The sequence below is a fragment of the Mesorhizobium sp. BE184 genome, assembly GCF_031457045.1.
GTDB lineage: Bacteria > Pseudomonadota > Alphaproteobacteria > Rhizobiales > Rhizobiaceae > Mesorhizobium.
On record NZ_JAVDVU010000001.1, the window covers coordinates 776,697 to 791,745 of the forward strand.

General features: G+C 62.7%; 14 protein-coding genes. 11 read left to right on the forward strand and 3 right to left on the reverse strand.

Translation table 11 applies throughout. The features are described 5' to 3' along the window. Positions 1-60: 60 nt before the first annotated feature. From rpoC to J2X35_RS03765, 3 genes are all read left to right on the forward strand, one after another. Positions 61-4,257 (forward strand): DNA-directed RNA polymerase subunit beta', encoded by a 4,197-nt coding sequence (gene rpoC / locus J2X35_RS03755; protein ID WP_056116537.1) that lies wholly within the window; start codon positions 61-63, stop codon positions 4,255-4,257. A gap of 183 nt (positions 4,258-4,440) precedes the next feature. Next, the gene (locus J2X35_RS03760) at positions 4,441-5,190 is read left to right on the forward strand and encodes a 2OG-Fe(II) oxygenase (protein WP_310181046.1); all 750 of its coding nucleotides are present in this window, start codon (positions 4,441-4,443) and stop codon (positions 5,188-5,190) included. After that, entirely contained in the window at positions 5,177-5,713 is a 537-nt protein-coding gene (locus J2X35_RS03765) for a methylated-DNA--[protein]-cysteine S-methyltransferase (RefSeq protein ID WP_310181047.1), read from the forward strand. Before J2X35_RS03760 ends, J2X35_RS03765 begins: the two co-directional genes overlap by 14 nt. A gap of 3 nt (positions 5,714-5,716) precedes the next feature. Here J2X35_RS03765 and J2X35_RS03770 read toward each other — a convergent pair whose 3' ends face one another. The 3 genes from J2X35_RS03770 to J2X35_RS03780 form a co-directional block, all read right to left on the reverse strand. Then, entirely contained in the window at positions 5,717-6,652 is a 936-nt protein-coding gene (locus J2X35_RS03770; RefSeq protein ID WP_310181049.1) for a Gfo/Idh/MocA family oxidoreductase, read from the reverse strand. 88 nt (positions 6,653-6,740) lie between these two features. Continuing rightward, positions 6,741-7,865 carry a PLP-dependent cysteine synthase family protein gene (locus J2X35_RS03775; protein WP_310181050.1) on the reverse strand — a complete coding sequence of 375 codons (1,125 nt, stop codon included), beginning with the start codon at positions 7,863-7,865 and terminating at the stop codon, positions 6,741-6,743. A 13-nt stretch (positions 7,866-7,878) separates the two neighbouring features. Beyond that, positions 7,879-8,172: a hypothetical protein gene (locus J2X35_RS03780; protein WP_056116527.1), complete on the reverse strand. Its 294-nt coding sequence runs from the start codon at positions 8,170-8,172 to the stop codon at positions 7,879-7,881. Between the two features lie 490 nt (positions 8,173-8,662). On the opposite strand from J2X35_RS03780, the gene rpsL reads away from it, so the two are divergent. The 8 genes from rpsL to J2X35_RS03820 all read left to right on the forward strand — a co-directional run bounded on the left by rpsL (position 8,663) and on the right by J2X35_RS03820 (position 15,038). Beyond that, a complete protein-coding gene (gene rpsL, locus J2X35_RS03785; protein ID WP_056105400.1) occupies positions 8,663-9,034 on the forward strand; it encodes a 30S ribosomal protein S12 in 372 nt (123 codons plus the stop codon). Between the two features lie 62 nt (positions 9,035-9,096). Continuing rightward, positions 9,097-9,567, forward strand: coding sequence for a 30S ribosomal protein S7 (rpsG, locus tag J2X35_RS03790; RefSeq protein WP_056116530.1), 471 nt, complete (start codon positions 9,097-9,099; stop codon positions 9,565-9,567). 31 nt (positions 9,568-9,598) lie between these two features. Beyond that, positions 9,599-11,689 carry an elongation factor G gene (gene fusA, locus J2X35_RS03795; RefSeq protein ID WP_056116534.1) on the forward strand — a complete coding sequence of 697 codons (2,091 nt, stop codon included), beginning with the start codon at positions 9,599-9,601 and terminating at the stop codon, positions 11,687-11,689. Between the two features lie 66 nt (positions 11,690-11,755). After that, positions 11,756-12,931: an elongation factor Tu gene (gene tuf / locus J2X35_RS03800; protein WP_310181030.1), complete on the forward strand. Its 1,176-nt coding sequence runs from the start codon at positions 11,756-11,758 to the stop codon at positions 12,929-12,931. 65 nt (positions 12,932-12,996) lie between these two features. Then, positions 12,997-13,305: a 30S ribosomal protein S10 gene (gene rpsJ / locus J2X35_RS03805; protein ID WP_006205468.1), complete on the forward strand. Its 309-nt coding sequence runs from the start codon at positions 12,997-12,999 to the stop codon at positions 13,303-13,305. An 85-nt stretch (positions 13,306-13,390) separates the two neighbouring features. Beyond that, positions 13,391-14,128 carry a 50S ribosomal protein L3 gene (gene rplC / locus J2X35_RS03810; RefSeq protein ID WP_056115380.1) on the forward strand — a complete coding sequence of 246 codons (738 nt, stop codon included), beginning with the start codon at positions 13,391-13,393 and terminating at the stop codon, positions 14,126-14,128. Next, positions 14,128-14,748: a 50S ribosomal protein L4 gene (rplD, locus tag J2X35_RS03815; RefSeq protein WP_310181589.1), complete on the forward strand. Its 621-nt coding sequence runs from the start codon at positions 14,128-14,130 to the stop codon at positions 14,746-14,748. Before rplC ends, rplD begins: the two co-directional genes overlap by 1 nt. Further along, on the forward strand, positions 14,745-15,038 hold the full coding sequence (locus tag J2X35_RS03820) for a 50S ribosomal protein L23 (RefSeq protein ID WP_056108876.1): 294 nt from the start codon (positions 14,745-14,747) through the stop codon (positions 15,036-15,038). Before rplD ends, J2X35_RS03820 begins: the two co-directional genes overlap by 4 nt. Positions 15,039-15,049: the final 11 nt, after the last annotated feature.

The following is a 15,049-nucleotide window of genomic DNA, read 5'->3' on the forward strand; positions in this document are numbered from 1 at the left end:
GGATCTCGCGTCCGCAGTTAAATGCAAAGGGGTTTCGAGGACCCCGCAAAGGAGAATGGCATGAACCAAGAGGTCATGAATCTCTTCAACCCGCAGGCGCCGGCGCAGGTGTTCGATTCCATCCGGATTTCGCTCGCCAGCCCTGAGAAGATTCTGTCCTGGTCGTTCGGTGAGATCAAGAAGCCGGAGACGATCAACTACCGCACGTTCAAGCCCGAGCGTGACGGCCTGTTCTGCGCGCGCATTTTCGGTCCGATCAAGGATTACGAATGCCTGTGCGGCAAGTACAAGCGCATGAAGTACAAGGGCGTCATCTGCGAGAAGTGCGGCGTCGAAGTCACGCTGTCGCGCGTGCGCCGTGAGCGCATGGGCCACATTGAGCTGGCTGCGCCCGTCGCCCATATCTGGTTCCTGAAGTCGTTGCCGAGCCGCATCGGCACGCTGCTCGACATGACGCTGAAGGACATCGAACGCGTCCTGTATTTCGAGAACTACATCGTCACCGAACCCGGCCTGACCGCGCTGAAGGAAAACCAGCTGCTCTCGGAAGAAGAGTACATGCTGGCCGTCGATGAATATGGCGAGGACAGCTTCACCGCGATGATCGGCGCCGAAGCGATCCACGATCTGCTGGCCGGCATGGACCTGGAGAAGATCGCGGGCGACCTGCGTTCGGACCTGGCCACCACCACGTCGGAATTGAAGCAGAAGAAGTTCCTCAAGCGGCTCAAGGTCGTCGAGAACTTCATGGAATCCGGCAATCGCCCGGAATGGATGATCATGAAGGTCGTCCCGGTCATCCCGCCGGACCTGCGTCCGCTGGTTCCGCTGGATGGCGGCCGCTTCGCGACGTCCGACCTGAACGACCTCTATCGCCGCGTCATCAACCGCAACAACCGCCTGAAGCGCCTGATCGAGCTTCGCGCGCCTGGCATCATCGTGCGCAACGAAAAGCGCATGCTGCAGGAAGCGGTCGACGCGCTGTTCGACAACGGCCGCCGTGGCCGCGTCATCACCGGCGCCAACAAGCGTCCGCTGAAGTCGCTGTCCGACATGCTCAAGGGCAAGCAGGGCCGTTTCCGCCAGAACCTGCTCGGCAAGCGCGTCGACTATTCCGGCCGCTCGGTCATCGTCACCGGTCCGGAGCTGAAGCTCCACCAGTGCGGCCTGCCGAAGAAGATGGCGCTGGAGCTGTTCAAGCCCTTCATCTACGCCCGTCTCGACGCCAAGGGTTATTCCTCGACCGTCAAGCAGGCCAAGAAGCTGGTCGAAAAGGAGCGTCCGGAAGTCTGGGATATCCTGGACGAGGTGATCCGCGAGCACCCGGTTCTGCTGAACCGTGCGCCGACGCTGCACCGTCTCGGCATCCAGGCGTTCGAGCCGATCCTGATCGAAGGCAAGGCGATCCAGCTTCACCCGCTGGTCTGCACGGCCTTCAACGCCGACTTCGACGGCGACCAGATGGCGGTCCACGTGCCGCTGTCGCTGGAAGCGCAGCTCGAAGCCCGCGTGCTGATGATGTCGACCAACAACATCCTGCACCCGGCTTCCGGTGCGCCGATCATCGTGCCGTCGCAGGACATGGTTCTCGGTCTCTACTACCTCTCGATCGTCAATCAGAACGAGCCGGGCGAGGGCATGGCGTTTGCCGATATGGGCGAGCTCCAGCACGCGCTCGAGACCAAGGCCGTCACGCTGCACGCCAAGATCAAGGGACGTTTCCGCACGGTTGATGCCGAGGGCAACGAAGTGTCGAAGATTCACGACACGACCCCCGGCCGCATGATCATCGGCGAACTGCTGCCGAAGAACGTCAACGTGCCGTTCGACACCGCCAACCAGGAGATGACCAAGAAGAACATCTCCAAGATGATCGACACCGTCTACCGCCATTGCGGTCAGAAGGAGACGGTCATTTTCTGCGATCGCATCATGGCGCTCGGCTTCGGCCATGCCTGCCGCGCCGGTATCTCGTTCGGCAAGGACGACATGCTTATCCCGGCCGCCAAGGAAAAGCTGGTCGCCGATACCGAGGCTTTGGCCAAGGAATACGAGCAGCAGTACAATGACGGCCTGATCACGCAGGGCGAAAAGTACAACAAGGTCGTCGACGCCTGGGCCAAATGCTCGGAAAAGGTCGCCGACGAGATGATGGGCCGCATCAAGGCGGTCGAGTTCGACGATAATGGCCGCCAGAAGCCGATGAACTCGATCTACATGATGTCGCACTCCGGCGCGCGCGGTTCGCCCACGCAGATGCGCCAGCTTGCCGGTATGCGCGGCCTGATGGCCAAGCCGAGCGGCGAGATCATCGAGACCCCGATCATCTCGAACTTCAAGGAAGGCCTCACCGTGCTCGAGTACTTCAACTCGACCCACGGCGCCCGCAAGGGTCTGGCCGATACCGCCTTGAAGACGGCGAACTCAGGCTACCTGACCCGCCGTCTTGTCGACGTGGCGCAGGACTGCATCGTCAATTCGGTCGATTGCGGCACCGATAAGGGCCTCACCATGCAGCCGATCGTCGATGCCGGTCAGGTCGTTGCTTCCGTTGGCCAGCGCGTTCTCGGCCGTACCTCGCTTGACGACATCACGCACCCGGTTTCGGGCGAAGTGCTGGTCAAGGCGGGCACGCTCATGGACGAGCGCGATATCGAGCAGATCGAAAAGGCCGGCGTGCAGTCGGTCCGTATCCGCTCGGCGCTGACCTGCGAGATCAGGACCGGCGTGTGCGCGGTCTGCTACGGCCGCGATCTGGCCCGTGGTACTCCGGTCAACCAGGGCGAGGCTGTCGGCGTTATCGCCGCGCAGTCGATCGGCGAGCCGGGCACCCAGCTCACCATGCGTACCTTCCACATGGGCGGCACCGCGCAGGTGGTGGATAGCTCGTTCCTTGAAGCCTCCTATGAGGGCAAGGTCGAAATCCGCAACCGCAACGTGGTTCGCAATTCCGACGGCAACCTCGTGGTGATGGGCCGCAACATGGCGGTGCTGATCCTCGACGAGGCCGGCAAGGAACGCGCCACGCACCGCGTCACCTATGGTTCGCGCATCTTCGTGGACGATGGCGACAAGGTGAAGCGCGGCCAGCGTATCGCCGAGTGGGATCCCTACACGCGTCCGATCCTCACCGAAATCGAGGGCAGGGTGCAGTTCGAGGATCTGGTCGACGGCATTTCCGTACAGGAAACCGCCGACGAATCCACCGGCATCACCAAGCGCGAGGTCATCGACTGGCGGTCCACGCCGCGCGGCAACGATCTCAAGCCGGCTATGGTCGTGCAGGACGCCAAGGGCAAGGTGGGCAAGCTGTCGAAGGGTGGAGACGCCCGCTTCCTGCTCTCGGTCGAGGCCATTCTTTCGGTCGAGCCGGGTGCAATGGTCCGTCCAGGCGACGTGCTTGCGCGTATCCCGATGGAAAGCGCCAAGACCAAGGACATCACCGGCGGTCTGCCGCGCGTTGCCGAACTGTTCGAGGCTCGTCGTCCGAAGGATCACGCCATCATCGCCGAGATCGATGGCACGATCCGCTTCGGCCGCGACTACAAGAACAAGCGCCGCATCATCATCGAGCCGCATGACTCGACGCTTGAGCCGGTCGAATACCTGATCCCGAAGGGCAAGCCGTTCCATCTTCAGGACGGCGACGTCATCGAGAAGGGCGACTACATCCTCGACGGCAACCCGGCGCCGCACGACATCCTGGCGATCAAGGGCGTGGAGGCTTTGGCTTCCTACCTCGTCAACGAGATCCAGGAAGTCTATCGTCTCCAGGGCGTGTCGATCAACGACAAGCATATCGAGGTGATCGTGCGTCAGATGCTGCAGAAGGTGGAAATCACCGTGCAGGGCGACTCGACCTACATCCCGGGCGACCATGTCGACGTGATCGAGCTGGACGAGATCAACGAGCGGTTGGTCGAGGACGGCAAGAAGCCGGCCGAAGGCCTGCCGGTTCTGCTCGGCATCACCAAGGCATCGCTGCAGACGCCGTCCTTCATCTCGGCCGCCTCCTTCCAGGAGACGACCAGGGTGCTGACCGAGGCCGCGGTTGCCGGCAAGACCGACATGCTGCAGGGCTTGAAGGAAAACGTCATCGTCGGCCGCCTGATCCCGGCCGGCACCGGCGGACAGATGAGCGCGATACGGCGCATCGCCACCGCGCGCGACGAACTCATCCTCGACGAGCGCCGCAAGGCCTCGGGCGCGGAAGTCGCCGAGCCGATGCTGACCGACATGACGACCGCGGCGCAGTAAGCGGTTTCGATTATCGAACTGGAAAGGGGCCCGCACGGGCCCCTTTTTCTTTGGCGGCGTATCACCGGGCGCCGCCACCTTTGCAAGAAACGGAATGCGGTTCCCGTCTTCAGAGTTTAGCTGACGGTTACATGCACCGTCTCGCCCGCGCGAATTGTCGGTGCTTCACGACAGGAGCACGTCATGAACCAGATCGCCGAAATCGCCCCGGTCGAGCAGGCAGCCGAATCCGGGGCGAAGCGCGTCGCCGGCTATGACTGGCCGGCGCTCGCATCCGAACTGGACGGTCATGGCTGCGCCGTCATTCCGAATCTGCTCACCGCTGAGGAATGCGCCGAACTGGCCGCTCTGTACGAGCAGGAAGAACACTTCCGCAGCCATGTCGTCATGGCGCGCCACGGCTTCGGCAAGGGCGAATACCGCTATTTCAGCTACCCCTTGCCAAACCTTCTGGACAGCTTGCGTTCGGCGCTTTATCCGCGTCTCGCCAAAGTCGCCAACGGCTGGAATGCGCGCATGGGTTTCGGCCAATCCTATCCGTCTGAGCACCAGGACTATCTCGATCTGTGCCACCGTGCCGGGCAGACACGGCCGACGCCCTTGCTGCTGCGGTACAGGGAAGGCGACTTCAACTGCCTGCATCAGGATCTCTACGGCGATCTCGCCTTTCCGATCCAGGTGGCGATCCTGCTGTCGCAGCCCGGGCGCGATTTCACGGGCGGTGAATTCGTGCTGACCGAACAGCGCCCGCGGATGCAGAGCCGTGTCGAAGTCGTGCCGCTGAGACAGGGCGATGCCGTCGCTTTTGCGGTTCATAACCGCCCGGTGCGGGGGACGAAAGGCGACTATCGCGTCAATCTGCGCCATGGCGTGAGCCGTATCCGCGGCGGCCTTCGCCATACGGTAGGGATTATCTTCCATGACGCTCGATAGTTCAGCCCTAAGGCCGCTTACTTTCGCTTCGATCGCCACGCCGCTCGGCGGCCTGACGTTGGCTGTCGATGCAGATGGCGCTCTGTGCATGGCCGAATTCTCCGACTGCGAACATCGGATGGAGCGCTGGCTGCGAAAACGCGGCATCCAAGGAGAAAAGCGTGTCGTCTTGCCCGCATCTGCCGAAATCGAGATGGCATTTGCCGCCTATTTCGCTGGCGATCTCTCGACGCTCGATACGATCCGTATCGGGCTTGACGGTACGCCTTTCCAGAACAGGGCATGGACCGAACTGCGACGCATAGAACCCGGCCAGACGTTCAGCTATGGCGCTTTCGCGGAAAAGCTCGGCAAACCGCGATCGGCGCGCGCTGTGGGCCATGCCAACGGCGCCAATCCGCTGTCGATCGTCGTTCCCTGCCATCGTCTCGTCGGTGCCGATGGGTCGCTGACAAACTATGGCGGCGGCATCGAACGCAAGCGCTGGCTGCTCGATCACGAACAGCGTCACGCGCGCCGCTGAGGATCAGTCCTCGAATGCCTCGACGACGTTGCGCTTGCCCAGCATGAAGGCGTCGGCCACATGTTGCAGCGGCGCCAGATCAACATCGGACGTTCCTGTGCGGACGATCTCGGCAAAGCGCCCGTAGAGCATCGGATATTCCGCTTCCGGTTGATCCTGAATCGCTTTTCCTGCGATGGCGAGTTTCGCGCCGCCGCTGGAAAGCACCATCTGTCCCCGATCAGTCTCGGCGACGATGTCCCAGCTCTGCGGGCCGGTCTGCAACCAGTCGAGGTCCATCGTCACGGGGAGGCCGGTCGATGTGCGGAAAGCCACTTGCGCTGCAATCGGCGCGTCGCGGTTTTGCGGAAAGTCCAGCCGTGCCTCGGCGATGAACATCGGCGGCAGGATATGGGTGGCGATGGAAAGGGCGTTGATGCCGGGATCGAACACGCCGAAGCCGCCGGGCTGCCAGATCCAGTCCTGGTTCGGATGCCAGCGACGCACATCCTCTTTCCAGATGATCGCCGCCGATTGCAGCTTTGCCGATGCGAGGAACGCTCTTGCCGCTTCAACCGCCGGCGCATAGCGCGAATGCCAGCTGGCAAACAGAGATACGCCATTTTTCGCGGCCAGCGCCTTCAGATGCTCCACCTCGCTGACCGTGGCGCCGGGCGGCTTCTCGAGGAAGACATGCTTGCCCGCTTCCAGCGCGGTGCGCGCCGCGTCGTAGCGGAACTGCGGCGGCATGCACAGCGAGACGGCTTCGAGCTCAGGCACGGCATCCAGCATCGCCTCGATGGTGGAAAAATTTGGAATGCCGTCGACCTTGCCGTGGCGGCTGGCTGCGGCGATCAGGTCGAACCCGTTGTCCTTGGCGAGAGCGGGCAGATGCTGGTCGCGCACGATCTTGCCGACGCCGACGATGCCGATGCGGATGGGGCCGGATGTGCCTTGCAAGGAATGCTCCCTCGGATTTGCATTGCGAGCGGTCTTAGCAGAATGCGGCGGGCCGGCAAGCGGCCGTCGCGGACGGGCCGTGCGGTGCTCAGCTTGTCGGGCCGCTGCTCTCTTCGATAGCGATGTCGAGCGCGCCACCCGCCAGGAACGCTTCCATCCGCGGTTCGAAAGGCGAGGGGTCCAGCCCCGCTGCTCGCAGCCATTCGTCCGAATAGTAGGTGTTGGCGTAGCGTTCGCCGGAATCGCAGATCAGCGTCACGATGGAGCCGGCTTCGCCAGCGGCCGCCATGCGCGCAGCATGGAAGCAGGCCGCCACGAAGTTGGTGCCGGTCGATCCGCCGACGCGGCGGCCGAGCTTGCGCGACAGAACCCGCATCGCGGCGAGCGAGACGGCATCCGGCACCCGGACCATATGGTCGATGACGCCCGCCACGAAGGACGGCTCGACGCGCGGTCTGCCAATGCCCTCGATGCGTGAGGGCTGTCCGCAGCGGCAATCACGGTTTCCAGTGGCATAGCCTTCGAAGAAGGCGGAGCGCTCGACATCGGCGACCGACAGGCGGGTCGAGTGGCGCTTGTAGCGGATATAGCGGCCGATGGTTGCCGTCGTGCCGCCCGTGCCTGCGCTCATCACCACCCAGGAAGGGCAGGGGAATCGTTCGCCCCGCAGCTGCTCGAAGATCGATTCGGCTATGTTGTTGTTGCCGCGCCAGTCGGTCGCCCGCTCGGCATAGGTGAACTGGTCCATGAAGTGGCCGCCAAGCCGCGCCGCCAGCGCCGCCGAATCCTCGTAGATGCGATGGCCCTCATCGATGAAGTGGCGCTTGCCGCCATAATGTTCGATTGCCGCGACCTTTTCCGCCGAGGTGGTGCGCGGCATCACCGCATAGAACGGCACGCCGATCATGCGGGCGAAATACGCCTCCGACACGGCGGTCGAGCCCGACGATGCCTCGATCACCGGCGTTCCCTCGCGGATGTGGCCGTTGCACAGCGCGTAGAGAAACAGCGAACGCGCCAGCCGATGCTTCAGGCTGCCGGTGGGATGTGTCGACTCATCCTTCAGATAGATGTCGATGCCGGGATAGGCGGGCAGGTCCAGCTTCCACAGATGCGTATCGGCCGACCGCCGCTGGTCCGATTCGATTGCGGCGATGGCCCGGTCGACCCAGCCGCGCGATTCGGTGCATTCCTGGCTGTCATGTGCGCTCATGCCGGGTTGCCGCTCAAATCGGCTCGTCGAAGGTGACGATGGAGACTTCGCCTTCGAGTGCGCCCTGATAGGCCGACATGTGCGGCTCTTCATCCGGTTCGCCTTGCAGGTCGCCAATCTGGTCGAGTTCGGCCTCGGCGTAGCCTTCCGCGGCGAGTGATTCCAGCGCGCGGCGGACCGCCGAATCGTCGTCGGGCGCCACCAGCATCACATGGACGCCTTCCGACGCGCCGCCCTTGCGCCGCCACACCCTTCCGGTGATGATGGTGACCGGGCGGTCTTCATTGTCGTTGACAGGCTCTTTCATGGCTGATTCCTGCCGGCCGAAGCCGAAAATTGCTGTTGCCGCCCTTTTCGCATGAAGCTGCGGGAGGCGACAGATAAAATCTGGGACACTTTCTTCCTCGCCCTTGCAAGGGAAAGAAAGAAAATTACATGCGTTTCCCGCATGGCTGCCAAGCGCTGGCCAAGGACCGTTATGGCGCAATATTTGGCGGGCGCGGGGTTGACGGTCGGCGGTGTTACGAGTAGAAGCCGCCCAGTCTGAGCCGATGTGAGGCTTTTCTTTTCAAGGCGTCGCGCCTTGGAGTTTGCCTCAAACAGGGTTCGTTTTACGAGCGAAAAGACATTGCCGGCGTGCACGAAGCGGGTTCCGCTTCCTCTGCTGTTTGTTCGGGCAGAACCGCAAGACGCGGTTTGCGGCCCGAATTTGCGTATGAGCTGATGGCATACGGTGATGACGCTTGAAGCTGCCCGGAACGGGCTTGAGACACGGAATTGAGAGACAAGAGGGTTTAATGCCTACCGTCAACCAGCTGATCCGCAAGCCGCGCATTGCGCCGGCGACGCGCAACAAGGTCCCGGCCATGCAGCAGAACCCGCAGAAGCGGGGCGTCTGCACGCGCGTCTATACGACGACGCCGAAGAAGCCGAACTCGGCTCTGCGCAAGGTTGCGAAGATTCGTCTGACCAACGGCTTTGAAGTGATCGGTTACATTCCCGGCGAAGGCCACAACCTTCAGGAACACTCCGTGGTCATGATCCGCGGCGGCCGCGTGAAGGACCTTCCGGGCGTGCGCTATCACATCATCCGAGGTGTGCTGGACACGCAAGGCGTTAAAAACCGCAAGCAGCGCCGTTCGAAATACGGTGCCAAGCGTCCGAAGTAAGGGTTTTCCGGCTTCGGCGCTTTTTTTGTGCGCCGGGCTAGCGAGATTGAGAGACAAGAGCCATGTCCCGTCGTCACAGTGCAGAAAAGCGTGAGATCAACCCGGACCCGAAGTTCGGCGATCTGATCGTTACCAAGTTCATGAACGCCGTCATGTATGACGGCAAGAAGTCGGTCGCCGAGACCATCGTCTATGGCGCGCTCGACCAGGTGCAGGCCAAGACCAAGCAGGAGCCGGTCACGGTCTTCCATCAGGCGCTCGACAATGTCGCGCCGCATGTGGAAGTGCGGTCGCGCCGCGTCGGCGGCGCCACCTATCAGGTTCCGGTCGATGTGCGTCCCGAGCGCCGTCAGGCTCTGGCGATCCGCTGGCTGATCACCGCCGCCCGCAACCGTAACGAGACCACCATGGTCGACCGCCTCTCCGGCGAGCTGATGGACGCGGCCAACAACCGCGGCACCGCCGTGAAGAAGCGTGAAGACACCCACAAGATGGCGGAAGCCAACCGCGCTTTCGCGCATTACCGCTGGTAAGCGCGGAACGTAGGATAAAGAGGCAGTAAGCATGGCCCGCGAATTTAAAATCGAAGACTACCGCAACTTCGGCATCATGGCGCATATCGACGCCGGCAAGACGACGACGACCGAGCGCGTCCTCTATTACACGGGCAAGTCGCACAAGATCGGCGAAGTGCACGACGGCGCTGCCACCATGGACTGGATGGAGCAGGAGCAGGAACGCGGCATCACCATTACGTCGGCTGCGACCACCACCTTCTGGGAAGGCCGCGACGGCAAGAAGCGCCGTTTCAACATCATCGACACCCCCGGCCACGTCGACTTCACCATTGAAGTCGAGCGTTCGCTGCGCGTGCTCGACGGGGCTATCGCTCTGCTCGACGCCAACGCCGGCGTGGAGCCGCAGACCGAGACGGTCTGGCGCCAGGCCGACAAGTATCACGTGCCGCGCATGATCTTCTGTAACAAGATGGACAAGATCGGCGCCGATTTCTATCGCTCGGTCGAGATGATCGGCTCGCGCCTTGGCGCGCAGGCTGTCGTCATGCAGCTGCCGATCGGCGCGGAGACCGAATTCAAGGGCGTCGTCGATCTGGTCGAGATGAACGCGCTGGTCTGGCGCGACGAGACGCTGGGCGCTGCCTGGGACGTTGTCGAGATCCCGGCTGACCTCAAGGCGAAAGCCGAAGAATTCCGCGAGAAGATGATCGAAGCCGCCGTCGAAATGGACGAGACCGCGCTTGAGAATTATCTCGAAGGCAAATTCCCGTCCAATGACGAACTGCGCGCGCTGATCCGCAAGGGCACCATCGCGGTCAAGTTCTTCCCGATGTTCTGCGGCTCGGCCTTCAAGAACAAGGGCGTTCAGCCGCTGCTCGACGCCGTTGTCGATTATCTGCCGTCCCCGGCCGAAGTTCCGGCCATCAAGGGTGTGGACGCCAAGACCGACGCCGAGATCGAGCGTCACGCCGATGACAACGAGCCGCTGTCGATGCTTGCCTTCAAGATCATGAACGATCCGTTCGTCGGTTCGCTCACCTTCGCTCGCATCTATTCGGGCAAGCTGGTCAAGGGCGCTTCGCTCGACAACACCGTCAAGGGCAAGAAGGAGCGCATCGGCCGCATGCTGCAGATGCACGCCAATTCGCGCGCCGACATCGAAGAAGCCTTCGCTGGCGACATCGTCGCCCTGGCTGGCCTCAAGGAAACCACCACCGGTGACACGCTCTGCGATCCGCTGAAGCCTGTTATCCTCGAGCGCATGGAATTCCCCGAGCCGGTCATCCAGATCGCGATCGAGCCGAAGACCAAGGGCGACCAGGAAAAGATGGGCCTGGCGCTGCATCGTCTGGCTGCCGAGGATCCGTCCTTCCGCGTCAAGACCGACGAGGAATCGGGTCAGACCATCATCGCCGGCATGGGCGAACTTCACCTCGACATCATCGTCGACCGCATGCGCCGCGAGTTCAAGGTCGAGGCCAATGTCGGCGCGCCGCAGGTGGCCTATCGCGAGACGATCACGCGCACCTTCGAGCAGGACTACACCCACAAGAAGCAGACCGGCGGTACGGGCCAGTTCGCCCGCGTCAAGCTGATCTTCGAGCCGAACGCAGAGGGCGAGGACTACGTATTCGAGTCCAAGATCGTCGGCGGTGCGGTGCCGAAGGAATACATCCCAGGCGTCGAGAAGGGCATCGGCAGCATCATGTCGTCGGGTCCGTTCGCGGGCTTCCCGATGATCGGCGTCAAGGCGACGCTGATCGACGGTGCGTTCCATGATGTTGACTCCTCGGTGCTGGCATTCGAAATCGCCTCGCGCGCGGCCTTCCGCGAAGCTGCTCCGAAGCTCGGCGTCCAGCTGCTGGAGCCGATCATGAAGGTCGAGGTGGTGACGCCGGAAGACTACGTCGGCAACGTCATCGGCGACCTGAACAGCCGCCGCGGCCAGATCCAGGGCCAGGAGACGCGCGGCGTGGCCGTCGTCGTCAATGCCATGGTGCCGCTGGCCAACATGTTCAAGTACGTCGACAATCTGCGTTCGATGTCGCAGGGCCGCGCCCAGTACACGATGCAGTTCGACCATTACGAGCCTGTGCCGACTGCCGTCGCTCAGGAAGTTCAGAAGAAATACGCGTAATCCCAACGGGTTACATCGATAAAGTGAATCAACGCCCGAACGGGCTAGCAAGAATGGAGGCCTCACATGGCAAAAGGTAAATTCGAGCGTAATAAGCCTCATGTGAACATTGGCACGATTGGTCACGTTGACCACGGCAAGACGTCGTTGACGGCTGCGATCACGAAGTATTTTGGCGAGTACAAGCCGTACGACCAGATCGACGCGGCGCCTGAGGAGAAGGCGCGCGGCATCACGATCTCGACGGCGCATGTGGAATACGAGACGCCGAACCGTCACTACGCCCACGTCGATTGCCCCGGCCACGCCGACTATGTGAAAAACATGATCACCGGTGCCGCGCAGATGGACGGCGCGATCCTGGTTGTCTCGGCCGCCGACGGCCCGATGCCGCAGACGCGCGAGCACATTCTTCTGGCCCGCCAGGTCGGCGTTCCGGCGCTGGTGGTGTTCCTGAACAAGGTCGACTTGGTTGACGACGCCGAGCTGCTGGAGCTGGTAGAGCTTGAGGTTCGCGAGCTTCTGTCGAAGTACGAATATCCGGGCGACGACATCCCGATGATCAAGGGTTCGGCGGTTGCCGCCTTGCAGGACAAGGACAAGACGATCGGCGAGGACGCGGTGCGCGAGCTGATGGCGGCGGTTGACGCCTACATCCCGACGCCCGAGCGTCCGATCGACCGTCCGTTCCTGATGCCGATCGAGGACGTGTTCTCGATCTCGGGCCGCGGCACGGTCGTGACCGGCCGCGTCGAGCGCGGCATCGTCAAGGTTGGCGAGGAAGTCGAGATCGTCGGCATCCGCCCGACCTCGAAGACGACGGTGACCGGCGTCGAGATGTTCCGCAAGCTGCTCGACCAGGGCCAGGCGGGCGACAACATCGGCGCGCTGGTTCGCGGCGTCGACCGTGAAGGCGTCGAGCGCGGCCAGGTTCTGGCCAAGCCGGGTTCGGTCAAGCCGCACAAGAAGTTCAAGGCGGAAGCCTACATCCTGACGAAGGAGGAGGGTGGCCGTCACACGCCGTTCTTCACCAATTACCGTCCGCAGTTCTACTTCCGCACGACGGACGTGACGGGCATCGTGACGCTGCCTTCGGGCACCGAGATGGTGATGCCCGGCGACAACATCACCGTCGATGTCGAGCTGATCGTGCCGATCGCCATGGAGGAGAAGCTGCGCTTCGCCATCCGTGAAGGTGGCCGCACCGTCGGCGCCGGCATCGTCGCAAGCATCGTCGAGTAACAAGAAGAAACGATCTGTCGCGGGCGGGGTAACGCCCGCGCCGCGCCAGAACAAGGAATGACGAGATGAACGGTCAGAATATCCGCATCCGCCTGAAAGCGTTCGATCACCGGGTGCTCGATGCTTCGACGCGGGAAATCGTGTCCACGGCCAAGCGCACCGGCGCCAATGTCCGCGGGCCCATTCCGCTGCCGACGCGGATCGAGAAGTTCACGGTTAACCGCTCGCCGCACGTCGACAAGAAGAGCCGCGAGCAGTTCGAGATGCGCACCCACAAGCGTCTTCTCGACATCGTCGACCCGACCCCGCAGACGGTCGATGCGCTGATGAAGCTCGATCTCGCCGCAGGCGTGGACGTCGAAATCAAGCTCTGACGAGAGGCCCCGACAGGCACTCGAGGAAGAGCAAAGACATGAGCCGGAGGGTTTCCCGATGGCTCCTCTGAAGGAAGATGAACCGATGCGTTCAGGTGTAATTGCACAGAAGGTGGGAATGACCCGCATCTATAACGATGCCGGCGAACATGTTCCCGTCACCGTTCTCCGCATGGAGAACTGCCAGGTCGTGGCCCAGCGTACGCAGGAAAAGAATGGCTACACCGCCGTTCAGCTCGGCGTCGGTCTGGCCAAGGTGAAGAACACGTCGAAGGCGATGCGCGGCCATTTCGCCGCTGCCTCCGTCGAGCCGAAGACGAAGCTCGCCGAGTTCCGCGTCTCCGCCGACAACATGCTCGACGTCGGCGCCGAGATCACTGTCGAGCACTTCGTCGCCGGCCAGAAGGTCGACGTGACGGGCACTTCGACCGGCAAGGGTTTCCAGGGCGTCATGAAGCGCCACAATTTCCGTGGTGGCCGTGCCACTCACGGTAACTCGGTCTCGCACCGTACCCACGGCTCGACCGGCCAACGCCAGGACCCCGGCAAGGTGTTCAAGGGCAAGAAGATGGCCGGCCACATGGGCGATACCCGCGTGACCACGCAGAATGTCGAGGTGGTTTCCACCGACACCGACCGCGGCCTGATCCTGATCCGCGGCGCGGTTCCGGGTACCAAGGGCGCCTGGATCCTGGTTCGCGACGCCGCCAAGATTGCGCTGCCGGCCAATGCGCCGAAGCCTGCCGCCATCCGCGCTGCCCAGAAGGGCGCCGAGAAGGCTGCCGTGCAGAACGAGGCCCCGGCCACAGAGGGAGCTGAATAATGGACCTCAAGATCACAACGCTCGCAGGCAAGGACGCCGGCAAGCTGAAGCTCTCCGAGGAGATCTTCGGACTTGATCCGCGCGAGGACATCCTGCAGCGCGTCGTGCGCTGGCAGCTCGCCAAGAAGCAGCAGGGCACGCATCAGGCCAAGGGCCGCGCCGACATCGCGCGCACCGGCGCCAAGATGTACAAGCAGAAGGGAACGGGCCGCGCCCGTCACCATTCGGCTCGCGCTCCGCAGTTCCGCGGCGGCGGCAAGGCCCACGGCCCGGTCGCTCGCAGCCATGAGCACGATCTGCCGAAGAAGGTCCGTGCGCTCGGCCTGAAGCATGCGCTCTCGGCCAAGGCCAAGTCCGCTTCCATCATCGTCGTCGACGAGTTGAAGATGGCCGAAGCCAAGACCAAGGCGCTGGTGGCGAACTTCGCCGCGCTCGGCCTGACCAACGCGCTGTTCATCGGCGGCGCCGAACTCGACCAGGGCTTCAAGAAGGCCGCGGCCAACATTCCGAACATCGACGTGCTGCCCATCCAGGGCATCAACGTCTACGACATTCTGCGCCGCGGCACGCTGGTCCTTTCCAAGGCCGCCGTCGAGGCTCTCGAGGAGCGCTTTAAATGACCGACCTTCGTCATTATGACGTGATCGTCTCGCCGGCGATCACCGAGAAGTCGACCATGGCTTCCGAGCAGAACCAGGTGGTCTTCAACGTCGCCAAGAAGGCGTCGAAGCCGGAGATCAAGGCCGCAGTCGAGGCGCTGTTCGGCGTCAAGGTCACGGCTGTCAACACGCTCGTCCGCAAGGGCAAGGTAAAGCGCTTCCGCGGCACCATCGGCCGCCAGAGTGACGTCAAAAGGGCGATCGTGACGCTGGCCGACGGCCAGTCCATCGACGTCGCGACGGGTCTCTGAGCTAGGCCGCG

What these genes read in the sequence shown, in the direction of transcription:
- tuf (WP_310181030.1), top strand. Translation starts at nt 11,756, where the DNA reads ATGGCAAAAGGTAAATTCGAGCGTAATAAGCCTCATGTGAACATTGGC.
- fusA (WP_056116534.1), top strand. Translation starts at nt 9,599, where the DNA reads ATGGCCCGCGAATTTAAAATCGAAGACTACCGCAACTTCGGCATCATG.
- J2X35_RS03765 (WP_310181047.1), top strand. Translation starts at nt 5,177, where the DNA reads ATGACGCTCGATAGTTCAGCCCTAAGGCCGCTTACTTTCGCTTCGATC.
- rplD (WP_310181589.1), top strand. Translation starts at nt 14,128, where the DNA reads ATGGACCTCAAGATCACAACGCTCGCAGGCAAGGACGCCGGCAAGCTG.
- J2X35_RS03760 (WP_310181046.1), top strand. Translation starts at nt 4,441, where the DNA reads ATGAACCAGATCGCCGAAATCGCCCCGGTCGAGCAGGCAGCCGAATCC.
- rpsL (WP_056105400.1), top strand. Translation starts at nt 8,663, where the DNA reads ATGCCTACCGTCAACCAGCTGATCCGCAAGCCGCGCATTGCGCCGGCG.
- rplC (WP_056115380.1), top strand. Translation starts at nt 13,391, where the DNA reads ATGCGTTCAGGTGTAATTGCACAGAAGGTGGGAATGACCCGCATCTAT.
- rpoC (WP_056116537.1), top strand. Translation starts at nt 61, where the DNA reads ATGAACCAAGAGGTCATGAATCTCTTCAACCCGCAGGCGCCGGCGCAG.
- rpsJ (WP_006205468.1), top strand. Translation starts at nt 12,997, where the DNA reads ATGAACGGTCAGAATATCCGCATCCGCCTGAAAGCGTTCGATCACCGG.
- rpsG (WP_056116530.1), top strand. Translation starts at nt 9,097, where the DNA reads ATGTCCCGTCGTCACAGTGCAGAAAAGCGTGAGATCAACCCGGACCCG.
- J2X35_RS03775 (WP_310181050.1), bottom strand. Translation starts at nt 7,865, where the DNA reads ATGAGCGCACATGACAGCCAGGAATGCACCGAATCGCGCGGCTGGGTC.
- J2X35_RS03780 (WP_056116527.1), bottom strand. Translation starts at nt 8,172, where the DNA reads ATGAAAGAGCCTGTCAACGACAATGAAGACCGCCCGGTCACCATCATC.
- J2X35_RS03820 (WP_056108876.1), top strand. Translation starts at nt 14,745, where the DNA reads ATGACCGACCTTCGTCATTATGACGTGATCGTCTCGCCGGCGATCACC.